We start from the raw sequence: 18,877 nt of genomic DNA on the forward strand, positions 1-18,877 counted from the left end.
GGAATACGAAATATGGGAATAGTAGAGCGAAGAGAACGGCTGAGAACTCAGGTACGTTCCGACATCGTCAAGACAGCCAAAGAAATAGCCCGCGAAGATGGGTGGACCGCCGTTTCGATTCGTAAAATCGCTGAGGTTATTGAATATAGCCCGCCAATTTTGTATGAATATTTTGAAAGTAAGGATAAATTACTTGAAGCGATCAGAGTAGAAGGCTTCGATTTTCTTCAGGCTGAATTCATAAAAATCAAGAGTCATTTCAGAAACCCGGAAAAGCAGCTTACCGAGGTTGCACGTTCAATCTGGGCATTTGCGGTTCAAAATCCGGAAATTTATCAGGTCATGTTTAATCTTGAAGGGGCCTATTGCGACTCGAAACGCGTGTATTCTCAGGCGATGAACATTCGTGACAATCCGGTTTGGGAAATGATCGCCGTGCTGCGTCCAAAATCAGGAGAAGCTGTAACTAAAACGTACTACGAATGGTGGTGCCTTACCTACGGTTTTGTATCGATTACCATGACAACCCAGCCATCATATGCATTCGCACAGGCGGAACCGATATACATGGAGGGCGTCAGAAGGTTTATAAAAAGTATTATGTAGCAGAGGTTGTTTGCTGGCGTACTTCCAGTTTGCTTTGGTGATAAACCATAGAATACGGAGGTACGCCATGCACTAGCCAGGCATTTCCGCCGATCACAGAATCGTGTCCAATCACGGTGTCTCCTCCCAGAATTGTTGCATTGGCATACACCACGACATTATCTTCAATAGTCGGATGCCGTTTTTTTGACGCCAGGGATTTTGAAACATGCGTTGCTCCCAAAGTAACGCCCTGATATAATTTCACATTGTTGCCAATATGTGTGGTCTCACCGATAACAATACCGGTTCCGTGATCAATAAAGAATGAATGACCAATAACAGCATTAGGATGAATATCGATGCCTGTTTGGCTGTGGGCATACTCAGTGAGCATTCTTGGCAATAGCGGAATGCCACACTTAGCGAAACTATGCGCCACCCGATAAGTCGCAATAGCCGAAAAACCCGGATACAAAGCAATCACTTCTTCCATACTTACCGAAGCGGGATCGTTCTCAGTAATTGATTTGGCATCCTTCAAAAGCATCTCATAAATTTCCGGAATTCCTGCAAAAACGGTATCCATGATCTCTTCCTTATTACGCTCAAGCTGCGGCATAAGCGGAGTTAGCATACAGTCCAGTCTTTTCCGCAGTTCCAAAAATGCGCTTTGCATATCCTTTGCGCGCTCATTTTGCTGGCAATCCTGACTGATAGGAAATAAAAAATTGATCAGCCTTTGAATGAAAAGTCCTGCATCCTGTCTTGAAGGTAATTTGTATTGGAAAATTACATTTTGCTCATTCAGTCTTTGAAAAAATAATTCTTGCTGGTGGTCTGTCATTACTCCTTATATTTTTGGTCCTGCATTTCAGAAAGGACGGCATTATTTTTGTACGATATATCAGGAACAAAAAATGCCGTATAAAAATTATATTTTGATTAATTCTTTTGAATTTATTGCGGCAAAAATGTTTTTTACCTAAATTTTATCGTAAATGTAATACTTACGTGAAGGTATGCATTCTTTGGAACATTACAGAAGCTTATGATTAGTGTTAAATTTTTCAGATCCAACGTTATTATTTTAATTCTGTCGGTGCTGCTTACATCTTGCTTTTCCCGTTACCTGATTTCTGAAAAACAGGTAAGAAAACACTATGCGTCAAAAGATATTAAACCCGAAATTCATATCATAAAAAATGATACGCTGTCACTGTCTGTTGCTAGCGTCGGTGCCGATACCCTGCCGATGCTTTTGTTAATACACGGGGCGCCAGGCTCATTGTGGGGTTACATGAATTTAATGGATGATAAGGATCTTCAACAACATTTTCATATTGTCTCTGTCGATCGGGTGGGTTATGGTAAGTCTGCTCTAAAAATGAAGAAAAAGCGTAAATACGTTACATCAATAGCAACACAAGCGAAGGCGTTGTTGCCTGTTTTTCAGTTGAATCACTCAGACCAGAAAGTAATTGTGCTCGGGCGATCTTACGGTGCTCCGATTGCCGCGAAAATGGTTACGCTTGTTCCTGAGAAGGTGAAAGAGCTCATCATGGTTTCACCGGTAATTGATCCGGACAAGGAGAAGTTTTATTGGTTTTCCAAATGGGGTAGAAATGCGTTAATACAGTTGTTCCTGCCCGGTGCATTCAATACGGCGACAGCCGAAAAATATAGTCATTCTGACGAGTTGAAAAAGTTGTTACCTGTTTGGCAAAATCTTCTTGTACCGACAACAGTAATCCAAGGCGGAAATGACTGGATCGCGGATCCTACAAATATTGACTTCGCGCGAAAACATATCAAGAGTAAAAAAGCGCAATATATCTTCCTAAACAATGCTGGCCACATGATCACCTACACACATTTAGATATGATTAAAGAAATGTTGCTAAGGAGTCAGCTTTTTAAAGAAAAAATTTCCGCTATTGACATTGAAAAAGACAACTAATTTGGTTGTCTTTTTTGTTGTCTTTCAGTAAAGATTAGATGCTTTTCAATTATCCCTCCGATATTTTGTTAGAATTGCCATGGAAAAAGAATCGAATTTATTCAGTTCAGGTTTCATTTTTCTGACTGAGAATAAAAAGATTATTACAAGAGGGCTAGTCGCTGCGGCCAGCATTATTATGGCCGTTTGGTTTATTCGCCACGAGGAAGCGGAAGTGCGGAAGGTTTTTGGCTTAATTCAGACAGCATCTCCTTTTTATATCATAATTGGTCTGTTGGTGACGGTTGCCTATATTTTTTTGCAGGGCTTAATGTACCAATTTTCCTTTCGTGCGCTCGGAAAATATATTGATCTGGTAACCCTTACAGAGCTTTTCCTAAAAAGAAATTTTATTAGCGTTTTTTTACCCGCTGGCGGAATTTCTTCTCTTGCTTTTTTTACTTCCAAAACAGAAAGAAAAGGCGTTACCAAAACAGAGATTCATCTTGCCTCTTCAATCTACGCAGTCTGCGGGATTGTTTCTGTGTTTGTCATTGCTATCCCCGCAATTATCTGGCTGCTTTTTCAACAGACTATATCGAGTAATGAGCTCTATGCTTTTGGAGGACTTGTTGTGCTCATTGCGCTTTTGTTCTCCGGCATAAACTCGTTCATTAATCGAGGGAAATTCTATCATTTTCTTTTGAAATATCAACCGGACCTAGATGTTGTAATGGGGCAGATGCAGGACGGAAGTTTCTCCAAGGCCGCCGTGCTTAAATGTTTAACGGTTTCAATACTTATTGATTTGGCAGGAGTTTTGCATCTATATGTTGCCTTTTTTGCGCTGAATGTTACTGCACCGTTCGAGGCAGCTTTTCTAGGATATCTGGTTGCCACGATCTTTTTAATTCTGTCGCCGTTCGTACGCGGAATAGGCGCGATTGAATTATCGCTTAGCGTACTTCTGGTTCAGTATGGGATGGATAGTGTTGCGGCCATTTCTGTCACAATGATTTATCGGTTATTCGAATTTTGGGTGCCACTGCTCGCTGGGATGTTTACATTTCTTTTCAAGAAAAATAACCTGGCACTTCGAACATTACCAGCGTTTTTGATTCTACTTCTAGGCATAATTAATATTATTTCGGTTCTCACTCCCGCGATCACGTCGCGCGTCCATTTATTGCAGGATTTCCTCCCGTTGAATCTGATAGTCGCTTCAAATTATTTTGTCCTTTTGACAGGCATTATCCTTCTATTCATGTCCGTCTTTCTGCTTAAAGGTTATCGCACTTCTTATTATTTTTCACTCATATTATCCGCTGTATCACTTTTTGGCCATCTCACGAAAGGGATAGATTATGAAGAATCCTGCCTTGCGATTTTTGTTATACTGACTTTGCTGTTCACAAGAAAGCAGTATTTCAGGAAGGGTAATAAAAGTTACCAGCTTTTTGGGATTCGCACGGTCTTAATTGCTATATGCGCAGTATTAGTCTACGGCATTGTTGGGTTTTACTTTCTGGATACTGAGCATTTTGGGACTGACTTTTCGTCAACAGCATCTGTAAAAAATACGCTTTTGTACTTTTTCTTGATAGGAAACAATCTGGATGCCCGGACAATATTTGGCCGTGACTTCCTTTATTCGATCAATTTATTGGGAGCATTGAGCATATCCTTTTTGTTGTATGCATTCATTCGACCTTTCATTTTCAAACCAGAGATGGAGGATGAATCCTGGCGAAGGGCAAAAGATTTGGTCAGCCGCTTCGGAGATTCCTCTCTGGACTATTTTAAGACTTATCATGACAAGCTCCTTTATTTTGGAAAAGAAGTCGAAGGTTTCGTTGCCTACCGGATTGGAGTCGGATTTGCTGTGGTTTTGGAAAAACCAGTATGTGCGAATGAACTGGACCAGATAGTGCTGGTCAGAGAATTTGATCAGTTTTGCCGGGAAAATGATTTGGAGTGTACTTATTACAGATGTGATCAATCAGCATTAGACGTTTTTCACAAACTTGGAAAGAATTCGATTATCATCGGACAGGAGGCAGTGATCGATCTGTCGAAATTCTCATTGGAAGGCGGAGAGAAAAAATCTTTACGAAACGCAGCAAAAAATATTTCAAATAAAGGATTTTCCATCAAAATTTACGAAGCACCCGTTAAAGATGGAGTTTTACAGCGACTGAAAGCGGTAAGTGATGAGTGGATTGAAACGACGGGTTATGATGAAATGGTTTTCTCACAAGGTATTTTCGACAAGGAAGAACTGAGGCAACAGACCATTCTGGCTTTGGAAAATGAGGATGACAAAATAATTGCTTTCGCAAATATTATCCCCGACTATGAAAAAGGAGAGGGGACATATGACCTGATTCGCAAGACGAAAGATGCACCCGGAACTACGCTGGACGCAATGATGATAGAAATTATTAATTATTTTAAATCTCTAAATTTTCGGTATGTAAATATCGGAATGGTACCACTTTCGGGGGCAGAAGAAGGACGTGATATAACAGAAAGAGCTATCAAGTTTGCATATCAAAATGTCAAACAATTCAGCTACTATAAGTCACTTCGTGATTATAAAAGTAAATTTTCTCCCGATTGGAAAAGTAAATATTTAATTTATGACGATGCCTATGCGTTAATCCGCATTCCGGCAGCATTGAACAAGGTGGTCAAAATGAAGAAAGGGGGATTATGAAAACTCCATTAACATTGCTTTTTTTCCTGTTTACTTTAAACGCAAACGGCTTTATCGTCGATTCTCTTGACTATGGTCGCTTCGGAAAACTGAAAGTTTATCATTCTAATACTACGCCAAAACAGATCGTCTTATTTGTAAGTGGTGACGGTGGATGGAATAAGGGGGTAATCGATATTGCAGGAAACTTTTTAGCAATGGACGCTGCCGTTGTTGGAATTGACATCAGGACATACTTTAAAAACTTGCAGAAAACTAAATCTGAATGCTTTTACCCTGCATCTGATTTTGAAAACCTAAGCAAATTCATTCAGAAGCGCTACCATTATAGAAATTATTTAACTCCTATTCTTGCCGGATATTCCTCCGGCGCAACTTTGATATATGGAATTTTGGCTCAGTCGCCAGCTAATACTTTTTCCGGAGCCATTGCTTTTGGTTTTTGTCCTGATCTTCAAATTTCCCGCCCGCTGTGTAGTGGTTCTGGTTTGAAAATTCATCCTTTGGATCAAGAAAAGGGATTCTTTCTCGAAGTTAGTAAAAATTTGCAGGAACCTTTTCTGGTATTTCAGGGGAAACAAGACGAGGTCTGTGATTTCAAAACAACAGCAACTTTTTTTAAACAGATTCCAAACGCCAGATTGATTACATTGGAGAAAGTGGGTCACGGTTTTTCGGTGAAACAAAACTGGGTACCCCAGTTAATGTCAGCTTACAAAGAATTTTTGGTAAAAACGGAAAACGAACATAAACCGGAAAATGATCTAAAGCTCGAAGCTGAAACAAAAGATCTTCCTGTACACATAATACCTTCTGCATCTGCTTCTGATAAACCGATGGTTTTCTTCATTTCCGGCGATGGAGGATATACCAGTTTTGATAAATCATTTTGCCAGGAATTAGCATCAAAAGGTATGTCAGTTGTTGCGCTGGACGCTTTGAAGTATTTCTGGAACGAAAAGACACCGGAATCGACAACAGCTGATGTTGAGAAATTAATTGGTCTTTATAAAGACAGATGGAAAAAGGAAAAGATTGTTTTAATAGGTTACTCATTTGGTGCTGATGTCATTCCGTTTGTTTTTAACAAAATGAATAAATCGATGCAAGATCAAATCCAGTCGCTCGTACTGATGTCTCCGGCCACAGACGGCGATTTTGAAATACATATCAGCGACATGCTAAGCCTTGGCAGCGCTCAGAAAAAATACGATGTTGTTTCGGAAATAGACAAGGTGACAAATGTGAAATTGCTTTGTATCTATGGATCCGAAGAAGATGCCGAAATCAAAGCAAAAACTAAAAACGCCGGACTGAGTTTTTTGACTATAAAGGGTGGCCATCACTATGACAATGCGTTCAGGCAACTTGTCGAGGCAATTGTAGCTCATTCGACGAAATAATGAATAAGCCTTGCTCAGTTAAAAAACCGGCTAGTTTTAAATAATTCTGAATAAGATAACATCATGCCAAAACTTTGTTAAATAAGAGAATATTTTTGCACCTTGATTAATAATAAGAAAACGACTGGTCAAAGACCAGCCGTTTGTCTGAATTATTAACCTATGATAACAATTTTTGACACGGATTCTCTCCGTGTCAGATTTTGATTCCGAAGGAAATTACAATACTCCTTCCGTCGGATGTCCAGATCCCGGCTCCGGGATACATGGTTGGGCGTTTCGTGAAATATTTTTTATCCAGAAAATTATTAACACCAAATCTTAGCGTGTAACTTTTTGCAATACGCCAGGTGCCATTTAAGTCCCATATGCCATATGACGGCACCTTACCTCTTGCACCATTAACAGAAGGCTCCACGGTATTAAGTGCGTCGGAATATAGCTCGCTCACATAACTATATTGAAGTGTAGCAAGTAGCTTATTATGAGTGAATTGTAATCCATTTCTACTAATCCAGGTCGGAACTCCCTCTAATTTATTTCCTTTCACATCTGTGTTTTCGTTGTTTACTATGGAGCGTCCTTTAAGATAGCGGGCATTAAAATATGAGGTTGATGTAAATACAGAAAACTCAGTTTTAGAACCTTTCAGCCCGCTGACGGAAAGTGGTTTGTATTCTGCATATACTTCAAGCCCTTTTGTCATGGTATTTCCTGTATTAGTACGTAGAATATATGCTTTGCCCTGGTCGTCATTCAAAGCCAGAGTTCCCATCCTGTTTTTATACAGCATTTGAAATACGCTCATATCATAGGAAAACACCTCACCAATCCGGCCATTAATTCCTGCTTCAAGATTGTACCCTTTCGCATCTTTCAGGTTTTTGTCGACTTGTTCCAAAACTGAACCTGGAATTATATCCTTGAACACAACCGGTCTGTATGCCTGTGAAAAACCTGCGTAAATTTTACTTTCAGTTCCCAGTTTGTATTGCGAACTGATTCCTAATAGCGGAAATTTGTGTTTGATACTGTTCGGAAGCGTTTCTGGTTGGTAATATGTGATTTTGCCTGTCATATCGGTTGTCCCGCTTTCCACCCTAACTCCCGGCGAAACTGTTAACCTAGGAGTAAGGTATATGAGGTTTTCGACGAAAATAGCAACATTGGTGGTTTTCATATGCAAGTCTCTTCCCCATGCCGGATCTGTTAAAGTCAGATCAAAATCACTGCCGGTTGTTCCTTTTCCTAACTGCCTGCGACGCAGATTATTTTTCATCACTTGGATACCACCTGAGACAAAGTTGGTCATACCGGCAACTTTATACTGATGAACAAGGCGTAGTTCGGAGGTGAAACTTTTAAAATTATCAATGTCAATCTGCCTCGTTTTGTACTGGTTCGTTGTTGGATCGATCGCATCAGGAATGTTTGCAAACGCATCAAACATTACGCTATTCCGACTTCCGAAAACGCCTGAATTGGTTAAACGAAGTTTTGTAGATGAACTGATTTTCCAATCTATAACAATGGAAGGAATATAAATATCAGGGTTGAAATAATTCCTCGATCTAGTTGCCTGACGGGAATCCTGGTCAAACATAGCGTCTGTCAATGGCCCCGGAATTTGATAAACATAGGAAGAACGACCTAGCTCAGCCTTAATTTTGAACGACTTATTAAATTCATACGTCAAACTTGCGAACTGTGATTCCGCATCTGATTTGGAATTCTTTCTATATCCATCCGAGTGCCTTTTCTGGTAGTATGCTGAGTAAGTGAGTTTTCCAATTTTCCCGCTTATTGCGTTGTAGGAGCTGAAAAGTCCGTATAATCCGCCGGAATTGACTGTTTCAAAAGAGAATGACTTTGTGGTATCAGCCTGCTTGGTTACGTAATTTATCATGCCACCAAACTGTGCTCCATACTGCAAAGACGCAGATCCGCGGACAAGCTCAATTCGTTCAATCGATTCCATTGCAGGACTGTAGTGACTTGCTGGGTAGCCGTACATATCAGAATTTGTAATGATACCGTTTTGACGAATGTTGTATTCCCAGGAACGGTGAGGATCTAATCCACGCGTAGAAATATTGATCTGATTTCCGCTTCCGTCCATATCGTACACAAAAACACCGGGAATTTTGGCAAAGATCTGTCTTCCTGTTTTTTCTGAAATATTGGCATTTACGCCTCCCAGCTGAATAACCTCATTTTTCTTTCCTGCGGGCAACAGAAAATCATGGACGTCGGGCAGACGCTCAACCTGAATATTATTCTTTTTTTCTTCAATAACAACTTCGTCCAGTCTACGAATATCTTCCTGTAAAGTTATTGTCAGATAGTGCGTTTGAGTTTTAAATGATTTGATTTTTATTTTCTTAGAATGATACCCAATGATAGAAATATTTAGTGTCTCATCATTTGAAGAAAGATTGCCAATCTGAAAAAAGCCTTCATTGTTCGTAACAGTGCCTTTCTTAGTGTCTCCGACGGTGATGTTAACTCCCTCAATTCCAATACCGTTGGTGCTGATAATTCTTCCTGAAATGGTGTTTTGAGAAAAAGATAATGTCTGTGAAAGTAGAATAAGTATGAAGGAGAATATTCCGGTCCTAGTAATTTGAAAGGGAATCCGACTTTTATTTATAGTAAAATTTATACAATACATAATTGATTAAATGGAGATTTGCGATATTATGCACTGTCATTTCGCTTTGTTTCAAGCAAAACAAACAAGTGAATAATACCAAAATGGTGACTCAGCCTTTAATAACTGCGTTTAGCGCTACGCAACAGCTCTAAAAGTTAAGGCTTCTAAAAAAAATGAATTATCGAAAATTTACGCCAGGTCTGGCGGAGGAGATTGGATACTTTCTGTGGGCGGCACCAGCTTTGATAAAATATATTCAAAACTTGAAGGTTCGTTCCACTCGAAAAAGTAGAAGATATGTTTACGGCAAATGGCCATGTATTCTTTCAAAAAATTTTTTAGAATATTTGCTGAGCTTCCCTTATGGCTATCGCTTTCCGTTTTTGCATGATCCTCGAATGAAGAAACAAGCGTCCAAAAACGTTCACGGGAAGTCTGGCTGAATTGACAATGAACATACAGCGTGTCGTTGACGATTTGTTTGGAGACAACTTTATAATATTCGTTGCCTCTGAGAATTTCCTCGTCGGACGGTTCTGTGTTGTGCCAATCAGTTAGGTATGGAATCTGAAGCGGGAACTTTAAGATAATATCATCATCACCCGACAAGGCGATATTTGAATTAGAAAAATCTTCTTCCAGTATACTATAACAGGAAAAACCCAGTGTATTGAAGATGAGTAGTCCTAATAGCAGTATGGAGAGAAGTGTTTTCAACTTGCAAATGGTTTTTATCGTACAACCTTTCTGGTTACAAACTTACCATTTTCGTCTGATGCCTTGATAATGTAGACTCCGCTAGTCAGCTGGCGAAGATCAAGTTGTTCTTTCCATTCGACAGTCGGCGACGTTGTATTAATTTCACGTACAACCCTCCCTTCAAGATTTATCAATTGTAGTTTTAATGTTGTCGCATATTTGCTGTCGACTTTAACAGTCAGATAATCCTGCGTAGGAACTGGATATGCGGCTATCGCAAGCGTAAGTTCTGAATAGTCTCCATCAGGGTTTCCTGCAATTACTCCCGTAGTTGTGGCAGGCACATAAGGAGGAATCTCTACTGTCGGCCCCTCTTTATCAATAACCGTAATGATACCTTCCCGATATGTTTCAGAAATTTTGATTCCTTCTCTCCACTCATCAATGACAACTGCGTATATGTAATTACCCAGAGCCTCAGGCGCATTCCAAATTAATTTTTTATCAACCTGATCAAGAGAAAAAGTACCTTTTTTGACTACATCATTCGGGAATATATATTTTTCATCCAGCATCCGCACGCCACAAGTACCAGGTGAAGGCGAGCTTAATTTTTGTAAATGAGCTGATATACTGTCAGAATCTGAAATCGTTGGTTTCAGATCAATCTTTAAAATTTGTTTTGCCCCGGCTGTCGTAACCGGAGTTGCCAGGATCGGAGTACTGTTTGAGAACTGTGTATTAATTACCGTCCATAGGAACATGGGTGTAGAGTTATCATTGTAATTGATGATTCCCAAAGATCTGTTATCAATTGCAGATGAAATCTGGAAAAGCCCGGTAGAAGGGTAGGTGTGCGTGACCTCGTAAACGCCTACGGAAATCCCTTTTGATTCTCCACTCAAAGCGGTCAGACTGCTGCGATTGGCAATTGCGGTGCTACCATCTCCAAAACATATCTCAATTGTTTTTTGAGAATCCGTAGCCGAACCGCCTCCAAGTGCATCGAAATAAATCTGGGCAGAGATTCTGTAAGTAAGTCCGGCCAGATTGGTCGCCCTTATCTCACCTCCCAACAAATGCGTTGCAGAAGCGAAAGAGGCTGATATGAGTATAAAAAAAAGTGCTCTGTAAAAAGTTTGCATAAAGAACAGGGTTTTTCGTCGAGAAGTCGTTATGTAACTCTTCAACGAAACAAATGAAACAATTCGTATTTGCAATATAGCAGAATTGTTAACCAGATTGCAACCTGAATTTTTCTTTTTAAAATTTGCAGAATTTAATGCGCTGAAAGCGTTTAATCTACCTTTTTAGTTTGACCAATATTTTTTATTTGACAGTAGAGTCGGTGGGAAATAAACTTTTACCGATGTTAAATTTCCTGATTACCAACCTGAAATTATTGAATGAAAAAATTGCTCGCCGGCATCGCATTTTATATCGCTTTGTCTTTTAATTTAGTCAATGCCCAGCAGTCAGATACCTGGAAGATTGTTCCGGGGAAAATCACAACGCCATGGGCAGAAAAAGTTACAGCTTCGGCACCACATCCGGAGTATCCCCGGCCGCAGCTAATAAGGGCGAACTGGGTGAATTTGAACGGGCTTTGGAATTATTCAATTGTTCCGAAGTCTTCTTCCGATATCAAACCGTCAGCTTTTCAGGGGGAAATTCTTGTTCCGTTTGCTGTGGAATCTGCGCTTTCGGGTGTGGGCAAAACGGTAGGTAAAGACAGTGTTTTGTGGTACCAGCGAACACTCGCTTATTCTTCAAAAATAAAGAATCAAAGTGTCCTTTTGAATTTTGGGGCTGTTGACTGGGAATGTGATGTATTCGTAAATGGTAAAAAAGCAGGTTCGCATAAAGGGGGATACGACCCATTTTCTGTCGATATTACGTCATTTCTGGTTAAAGGTTCAAATCAGGATATTGCGGTACGCGTTTGGGACCCGAGCAGCGACGGTCCGCAGCCTCGGGGAAAACAAATTAAAAACCCAAATAGTATCTGGTATACGCCTGTTACTGGTATTTGGCAAACTGTATGGCTGGAAACGGTTCCGACAAGTTATATTACTTCAACAAAACACACGCCGGATATTGATAAAGAGACAATCACAATAAAGTCAGTTGTGAAAAATGCTTTACCTGGCGATGTTGTTAAAATATTGGCTTTGGACGGAACGACGCAAATCGCTGAAAAAGAAATTTCCCCAGAAGAGGATGCTGTTGTGACTATCAAAAATCCAAAATTATGGTCGCCGGAAAGTCCGACTCTCTATGATTTGAAGATTACGCTTGTCCGCAAAGGTAAGGTTGTTGACGAAGTAAAAAGTTATTTCGCGATGAGGAAGATATCGATGAAACCTGATCAAAATGGAATTCAGCGGATGCTTTTAAATAACAAATTCGTCTTTCAGTATGGCCCTTTGGATCAGGGATGGTGGCCAGACGGCTTGTATACTGCACCAACTGACGAAGCGATGAAATTCGATATTGAAAAAACAAAGGAAATGGGTTTCAATATGATCCGCAAACACGTGAAGGTTGAACCTGCTACCTGGTATCGCCATTGCGATCAACTTGGGATGCTCGTTTGGCAGGATATGCCGAGCGGGGATATGGGAAACAATTGGGAGCCAAACCCGGGAATAACCGGTAACGAAACCGAACGCGACAGGACGCCGGAATCAGAGAATATTTTTAAAACCGAATGGAAGGCGATTATGGACGCTAATCATAATTTTCCATGCATCGTCGTTTGGGTACCTTTCAATGAAGCCTGGGGGCAGTTCAAGACTGCGGAAATTACCAACTGGACGAAGGAATACGACCCAAGCCGCCTGGTCAACAGTGCCAGTGGTGGAAACTTTTTCCCGGTGGGCGATATCATGGACCTTCATCATTATCCTGCACCGGTTATGCCCCGGCCAGATTTGTTTGGACAGAAACAGGTGATCGTTCTTGGAGAATTTGGTGGACTGGGTTTACCAGTTGATCAGCATACCTGGCAGCAGAAAGATAATTGGGGGTATCAGAGTTTTAAAACAAAAGAAGAATTGTATGACAAGTACGAAACTTTCATTGATCGTTTCGAACCTTTAATTAAACGAGGTTTATCCGCAGCAGTTTACACACAAACAACGGATGTTGAGGTTGAGATAAATGGTTTGATGACTTATGACAGAAAGGTTATAAAAATGCCGGAAGCAAAGTTGAAAGCAATTCACAGCAAATTGTATAATCCGGCTTGGGGAAATTAATTTAAAATAGCGAAAAATGAAGCCGTCTGGAATGTTTCCGGGCGGCTTCATTTTTCGGACCTCTTGTTGATATGACTGATTCACTTTTTTGACAATGTCACTGGCAATCCGTGCCCGGCTAATTCTAGAGCTGATTAGTATACGATTGTCCGCAATTAGTATACGGTTTTCCACAAATTACAATAAATCAAGTGGTTAAAAATGAGTGGTATCATATTTTCGGGTGCCCTGTTAAATCAAACAACAACCGAGATGAAAAGGAAAGTCATATTATTGTTTTCGAATACTTTTTTAGCCGCAGCTATGTTGCTAACGTCTTGTAATTCTTCAACTGACAAGGATAGGAAAGAACTGGCGAATGCGGAAGAGGAAGCTTTGGAAAAAGCGGAAGAAGCCAACAAGATGGTACCTCAGGAAACTGATTCCAGCGACATGAAGAAAGTGAAGGAAGACTTAGAGGAGGCCAGTGCGAAATTATCGGAAAAGCAAGACGAATATCTGACTTCATTACGTGAAAAAGAGAGCAAACTGAATGATCGTTTGAAAAAGAACAATGAGAAATTGGTTTCAGCAGATGGAGATGCCAAGAAGCGTTTGACAGAAAAACAAGATAAATTAACAAAGGAACGCGATCAGCTACAGGCAAACATTCTTGAAATCCAAAGTCCGATGACTGACAAGCAACTTGAAACGGTGCAGAAAGAAATCAATGCATTAATTGCTGTAATCGACAAAGAACTTAGCGTAGAATAATTTATTTATCCTTGATAAAAAATAAGGCGATCTCAGAAGAGGTCGCCTTATTTTTGTTTTCAAATTATAAATCTTTAAATAACTTTTTCCCTGAAGTTACTTCCTTACTCTCAAACGTAGTAGGTTTAATAATATTCTTGCGTGCTTTGATCTCGACACTTCTCTTTTTCAAGTAGTAAGCCAAAACCATGTAGGCCACGAACATTCCAATGTATATGTAAAGAGAAGCCGTATTTGAAATATCTCCATGGAAGGCAAAAAATAAAACCGTATTTAAGATCGTAACCATCCAAAGGGTGAAAGATGCCCAAAAGTGATTGAGACCTGAGTCTATAAGAATATGGTGCATGTGATTTCTATCCGCAATAAATGGAGATCCACCCTTTACGATACGAACTATAAAAACGCGTAACGTATCAAAAATTGGAACGATCAATAAAACCATTACGATGATAGGGGCGTTGAAATATGCAGTTGCATCATTTTTATAGCCGACATTAAGCGATAAAAATTCAACTGCAAAAATGGAAAGTAGGTAACCGATAATTAAAGATCCGGTATCACCCATAAATATCTTACTCGTTTTGGAAAAGTTGAATCTTAGAAATCCGAGTAATGAGCCAGACATCGCGAAAGCCAGACAGCCGAAAGAGAAGTGGTCGTTAAGGATAAACCATATACCAAAACCTACGCCTGCAATTAAACTGATTCCCCCGGCAAGTCCGTCAATTCCATCAATTAGGTTGATGGCGTTGATAATGGCAATGAAAATGAAAACAGTAAGCGGGATGCTAACGTAATACGGGATCTGATGAATTCCGAAAATGCCATAAAAATTGTCAACCTTGAAATTGCCCATCGCCACAAGTATCAGCGAAGCGCAGATTTGTACCAGCAATTTTTTTGTTGAATCCAGCGCAAGTATATCATCTTTTAATCCCAGGAAAAATAAAATTATAACCCCCGTCATCGATAAACTGATCAGGTTGGAGTCAACTATATTTTCGGAATGGGGCCACAAAAAGTAAGCGATAAGCGTTGAGGCAAATATGGCTATTCCGCCCAGCGTCGGTGTTTCGGTCTGATGTGAACTTCTGAATCCGGGTTTTGCAGTCAAATGTAGAAGATTTGACAGATTGATTATGATCGGAATCGAGATAATGGAAAGAAAACAAGCGATCAGGAAAGAAAGGATACATTGGTATACATCGTGATGTACCATATTATTAAATCCTCCCTCGCTTATTATATATGTTGGTAGCTGTAATTCCATATTCTTAGTTACTAATGACCCGACTAAATATTAAATATTTATATCTGATGGTACGTCAAATTTGACGAATTAATTTGGGAAATAATAACTTATGTGCCCCACCATCGTCAAAATACTTATTTAAAGGCCTTGTGTGATTATTTTAAGGTCTAGTGTATGTTTACTATTAATTAGTTTTACAAAAACTGTACAATTTTACGAACAGGTTTTAGCCAGAGGGTAAAAAACCAGGGTGTTAATTCATTTATTTTCCATGCCCTCCGATCGTTGCGGTTCGCTTCAATTCTGTTTTTGTAAGTGCTGTTACTGACGCCGCCCGTTCTCATTTTTACAGTTACTTTTGGAACGTAAGCAAGCTTTATACCATTTTTGAAAATCATCCGCAGCATCAATTCATAGTCAGCAGCACTGCCCATATCCAGGCGAAATTTCCCAAACTTATTATAACAGTCTTTTCTAACGAAAAACGTCGGGTGCGGGGGCATCCAACCCATGAGAAAGGAGTTTTTCTCATATTTACCAGACACCCATTTCCGTTTGATAATTGAATTATCCTGCCCGTCAACGTAGTCGAGATCTGCGTAACAACCATCAGCACCAGTCGTCTTAAAGGCTTGTGCAATACTTGAAATGACTGTCTGATCAGCGTAAAAGTCATCAGCATTTAATATACCAATAACGTCTCCGGAGGCGAGTTCAATACCCTTATTCATGGCATCGTAAATTCCCTTATCGGGTTCGCTCAGAAATTTATCAATTTTATCGCCATAAGATTCGATAACTTCCTTCGTCCCGTCTTTCGAATTTCCGTCAATAATTATATACTCAACTGAATCAAAATCCTGACTTAGAACAGATTCAATACAATGTTTTATGGTTGAAACGCCATTGAAGACAACGGTGATTATGCTTATTTTCAATGTGTTATGTGTCTTGTTTTAATAAATGTACAAGGGTTGCCCTGATAAATTCCATAAGCATCCAGATCTTTGACAGCGACAGAATTGACTGTTAGTACTGCATGAGAACGAACGGTAACGCCCGGACAAACAGTGGCCTTCGCGCCGATCCAAGCGCCACTTTCTATCGTAATGGGCAGGGTGATCAGATCAAAAGAACTTTTGGTAAAATTATGGTTTCCAGTCAATAACATTGCGCCTTGACTTAGACAGCAATTTTTGCATAAAGTAACGTCTGTAAGATTGTCAATCCAGACATTTTCTCCTATCCAAATGTCGTCCTCAATGGTCAGAAACCAAGGATATTTAATATTTACCTTCGGTTTTATCGTCACGTTTTTTCCAATTTTCGCACCAAAAATTCTCAGGGCGAAAATTTTAATTGACACCGGAATTGGCAGGTAAGTATTAACTATAATCCGGCCAACAATGAACCAAGCCAGTTGTTTTGTCTTACTCCCAGGTCGGTACCAGCTGTTATCATAACTTGACAGACTGGTTTGGGCTCTGGAGGTCTTTTCCATATTCTGTCCTAAAATGTGATACAATACTTTCCTTATCTTTTCCGGCCCGCTGATATACCTCAAAAATTTTGGCATCTACCAGAAAGCGGTACCAGAAACCTTGAAGAAAATGCCAGATCAATCCCTTTTTTCCATCTAAAAAACCACCCTTTATGACAAACCGAAAGAGGAAATACATGAATGGTCGTGTAAATAGAGGCAGATTTGCATATTTGATTTTCAGATAACGTGTTCGCTGTTCCTGACTTCCCCAGAATTTTGGCGTGACAGTTTCTTTATTACCAAAGTTATATTTTATATTCAATAAATCAATTACCTCACGTATTGCATAATTATTATGCTTTTGAGTCCACCAGGTTAAATTGTTCAGATTGTGGTCAACAATATCATTTTGAAGCTGTGCCGTTGTGCCGCTGCTTAATTTGATATGTTCATCCATCCACAGTTCCTCGCAAACGCCGGTACCGCGACGCCAGATGCGTAGAAGCCATATCGGGTAATATCCACCGTGATTGATCCATTGATCCATAAAGACCACTCTTCTTTTTACATAAAGTCCTGAAATGTTCTCGGGAGTAGTGGCGAGAGAGGTTTTAAGCTCTTCTGCGAGCTCGGAAGTGATATACTCATCAGCATCCATGCGCATAAGCCATTTTGTTTGAAACGGATTATGCTGAATTCCGTAATTAAACTGGAAAGCATAAGAAACCCACGGGTTTTGTACAACCACCGCACCGAGGCTTTCGGCTACGGCGACAGTATTATCAGTTGAAAAAGAGTCTATGATGAAAATTTTATCCGTGATCAGCAACAGACTTTTGATGCAGCGCCCAATGTGTTTTGATTCATTATTCGTTAAAATGATGACGGATAAATCAACCATATTGTGGACTCGGATTGTGGGGAATTGGTTTTAGTGTATGCTTTATCTATATCAAAGGTAATTACATTTTTTTAATTTTCTTGTACTCTTCCAATAATTGGTTTGCCACAACGGTTATATCAAAATTATCAGTTACCATCTGGAAAGCCCGATTTCTCAAATCCTGAGCATAACTTTTATCTTGCAATATTTTAAGAAGTCCTGCTGCAACACCTTCACTGTTAAGTGGAGTCAGGTATGCCGCATCGTATTTTTTGATGTAATCACCAAAGCCGACACGATCAGAAACAAGAGCAGGAACTTTTGAAGTCATCGCCTCCAAGACCGCGATCGAAAAACCTTCGGAATAGGAGGGCAGGACGAAAAGGTCAGCATCAGAAAGCGCTTCTTTTTTGATCGTATCTGTAAGCATTCCAACGAGCTTGATGCGGTCGCCAAGATTATTGTTTTTGATAAATTCCTCCGTTTCCGCCTGGTAACCGTCGTCCGGGCCTGCTAAAATTAAAACAGCATCAGGCAATTTTTCGTAAACCTGTTTAAAGGCCGGAAGCAATAAGTCCAGCCCTTTTTTTATATTAAGCCGACCCATGAAAAGGATCATTTGCTGCTGTGGAGATATTTCATGTTTCTTCCGGAATGTGCCTTTTTCGGGAAGGTTGACATATTCAGATACTTTCATCCCATTTGGAACTATGACCATATTGGCAGGCCGGTAACCCAAATAACGTATCACATCTTCCTCTTCATCTGTATTATTAATCTGAATAAGATCGGCTTTTCCAAGAATCCTTTTTTGATAAAGTGCCGTCACAATATCCTTTTTCCATTTGCTGTGCGCAACCGCCCATTTGTCCAGCAAACCGTGAATGGTGATAACCAGAGCCGCTTTATGTGGAATCAGAAAGGGAGCCAGGCTTCCGAAATGCCAGATCCCATGCATATGAATGATATCATAATCCTGAATATTTTTTTTCAGAAAATCATACATCTCAACAGAAAATTCACGGTAAAAGTTACTGATCGGCGTAGTCCGCTTGCATGGAATCAATCGGGAACCTTCGGGTGCCGGATACATTTTTTCGCCCGGCGTCATCGGGCTTAAAATATCGACCTGATGTCCTTGCCTTAAAACTTCGGTAGTATGATCATAAATGATTCTTGCCGGGCCTCCAATTGCCCATGTATAGGCACAAATATTTAAAATTCGCATAATTACTTTGAATGAGGTAG

Annotated in this window: 15 protein-coding genes; 6 read left to right on the top strand and 9 right to left on the bottom strand. The window is 40.0% G+C overall.

Annotated features, from left to right (window positions below; genetic code table 11):
- Positions 1-12 precede the first annotated feature (12 nt).
- Positions 13-606, top strand: coding sequence for a TetR/AcrR family transcriptional regulator (locus tag L0657_RS09605; RefSeq protein ID WP_235150368.1), 594 nt, complete (start codon positions 13-15; stop codon positions 604-606).
- Here the strand turns inward: L0657_RS09605 and epsC are convergent.
- Entirely contained in the window at positions 599-1,432 is an 834-nt protein-coding gene (gene epsC / locus L0657_RS09610; RefSeq protein ID WP_235150369.1) for a serine O-acetyltransferase EpsC, read from the bottom strand. The genes L0657_RS09605 and epsC overlap by 8 nt on opposite strands.
- Before the next feature lie 204 nt (positions 1,433-1,636).
- On the opposite strand from epsC, the gene L0657_RS09615 reads away from it, so the two are divergent.
- The 3 genes from L0657_RS09615 to L0657_RS09625 all read left to right on the top strand — a co-directional run bounded on the left by L0657_RS09615 (position 1,637) and on the right by L0657_RS09625 (position 6,643).
- Positions 1,637-2,545 carry an alpha/beta fold hydrolase gene (locus tag L0657_RS09615; protein ID WP_235150370.1) on the top strand — a complete coding sequence of 303 codons (909 nt, stop codon included), beginning with the start codon at positions 1,637-1,639 and terminating at the stop codon, positions 2,543-2,545.
- A 79-nt stretch (positions 2,546-2,624) separates the two neighbouring features.
- Positions 2,625-5,240, top strand: coding sequence for a phosphatidylglycerol lysyltransferase domain-containing protein (locus tag L0657_RS09620; protein ID WP_235150371.1), 2,616 nt, complete (start codon positions 2,625-2,627; stop codon positions 5,238-5,240).
- Positions 5,237-6,643 (top strand): AcvB/VirJ family lysyl-phosphatidylglycerol hydrolase, encoded by a 1,407-nt coding sequence (locus tag L0657_RS09625; RefSeq protein WP_235150372.1) that lies wholly within the window; start codon positions 5,237-5,239, stop codon positions 6,641-6,643. The genes L0657_RS09620 and L0657_RS09625 overlap by 4 nt, the downstream gene beginning before the upstream one ends.
- A 196-nt stretch (positions 6,644-6,839) precedes the next feature.
- On the opposite strand, the gene L0657_RS09630 is transcribed toward L0657_RS09625, so the two are convergent.
- The 3 genes from L0657_RS09630 to L0657_RS09640 form a co-directional block, all read right to left on the bottom strand.
- A complete protein-coding gene (locus tag L0657_RS09630; protein ID WP_235150373.1) occupies positions 6,840-9,314 on the bottom strand; it encodes a TonB-dependent receptor in 2,475 nt (824 codons plus the stop codon).
- Between the two features lie 171 nt (positions 9,315-9,485).
- Positions 9,486-10,013, bottom strand: a complete 528-nt coding sequence (locus tag L0657_RS09635; RefSeq protein WP_235150374.1) for a hypothetical protein — start codon at positions 10,011-10,013, stop codon at positions 9,486-9,488.
- A gap of 14 nt (positions 10,014-10,027) precedes the next feature.
- Entirely contained in the window at positions 10,028-11,140 is a 1,113-nt protein-coding gene (locus tag L0657_RS09640) for a T9SS type A sorting domain-containing protein (protein WP_235150375.1), read from the bottom strand.
- 261 nt (positions 11,141-11,401) lie between these two features.
- On the opposite strand from L0657_RS09640, the gene L0657_RS09645 reads away from it, so the two are divergent.
- A complete protein-coding gene (locus L0657_RS09645; RefSeq protein ID WP_235150376.1) occupies positions 11,402-13,255 on the top strand; it encodes a glycoside hydrolase family 2 protein in 1,854 nt (617 codons plus the stop codon).
- 252 nt (positions 13,256-13,507) lie between these two features.
- A complete protein-coding gene (locus L0657_RS09650) occupies positions 13,508-14,008 on the top strand; it encodes a hypothetical protein (RefSeq protein ID WP_235150377.1) in 501 nt (166 codons plus the stop codon).
- A 64-nt stretch (positions 14,009-14,072) separates the two neighbouring features.
- Here the strand turns inward: L0657_RS09650 and L0657_RS09655 are convergent, their stop codons facing one another.
- From L0657_RS09655 to L0657_RS09675, 5 genes are all read right to left on the bottom strand, one after another.
- The gene (locus L0657_RS09655) at positions 14,073-15,281 is read right to left on the bottom strand and encodes an MraY family glycosyltransferase (RefSeq protein ID WP_235150378.1); all 1,209 of its coding nucleotides are present in this window, start codon (positions 15,279-15,281) and stop codon (positions 14,073-14,075) included.
- Between the two features lie 176 nt (positions 15,282-15,457).
- Positions 15,458-16,201, bottom strand: coding sequence for a glycosyltransferase family 2 protein (locus L0657_RS09660; RefSeq protein ID WP_235150379.1), 744 nt, complete (start codon positions 16,199-16,201; stop codon positions 15,458-15,460).
- Entirely contained in the window at positions 16,198-16,764 is a 567-nt protein-coding gene (locus L0657_RS09665; protein ID WP_235150380.1) for a WcaF family extracellular polysaccharide biosynthesis acetyltransferase, read from the bottom strand. The genes L0657_RS09660 and L0657_RS09665 overlap by 4 nt, the downstream gene beginning before the upstream one ends.
- Positions 16,721-17,647, bottom strand: coding sequence for a glycosyltransferase family 2 protein (locus L0657_RS09670; protein ID WP_235150381.1), 927 nt, complete (start codon positions 17,645-17,647; stop codon positions 16,721-16,723). The genes L0657_RS09665 and L0657_RS09670 overlap by 44 nt, the downstream gene beginning before the upstream one ends.
- A gap of 61 nt (positions 17,648-17,708) precedes the next feature.
- Entirely contained in the window at positions 17,709-18,857 is a 1,149-nt protein-coding gene (locus L0657_RS09675) for a glycosyltransferase (RefSeq protein WP_235150382.1), read from the bottom strand.
- Positions 18,858-18,877: the final 20 nt, after the last annotated feature.

Source organism: Dyadobacter sp. CY345 (genome assembly GCF_021502725.1).
In the GTDB taxonomy this organism is placed as follows: domain Bacteria; phylum Bacteroidota; class Bacteroidia; order Cytophagales; family Spirosomataceae; genus Dyadobacter.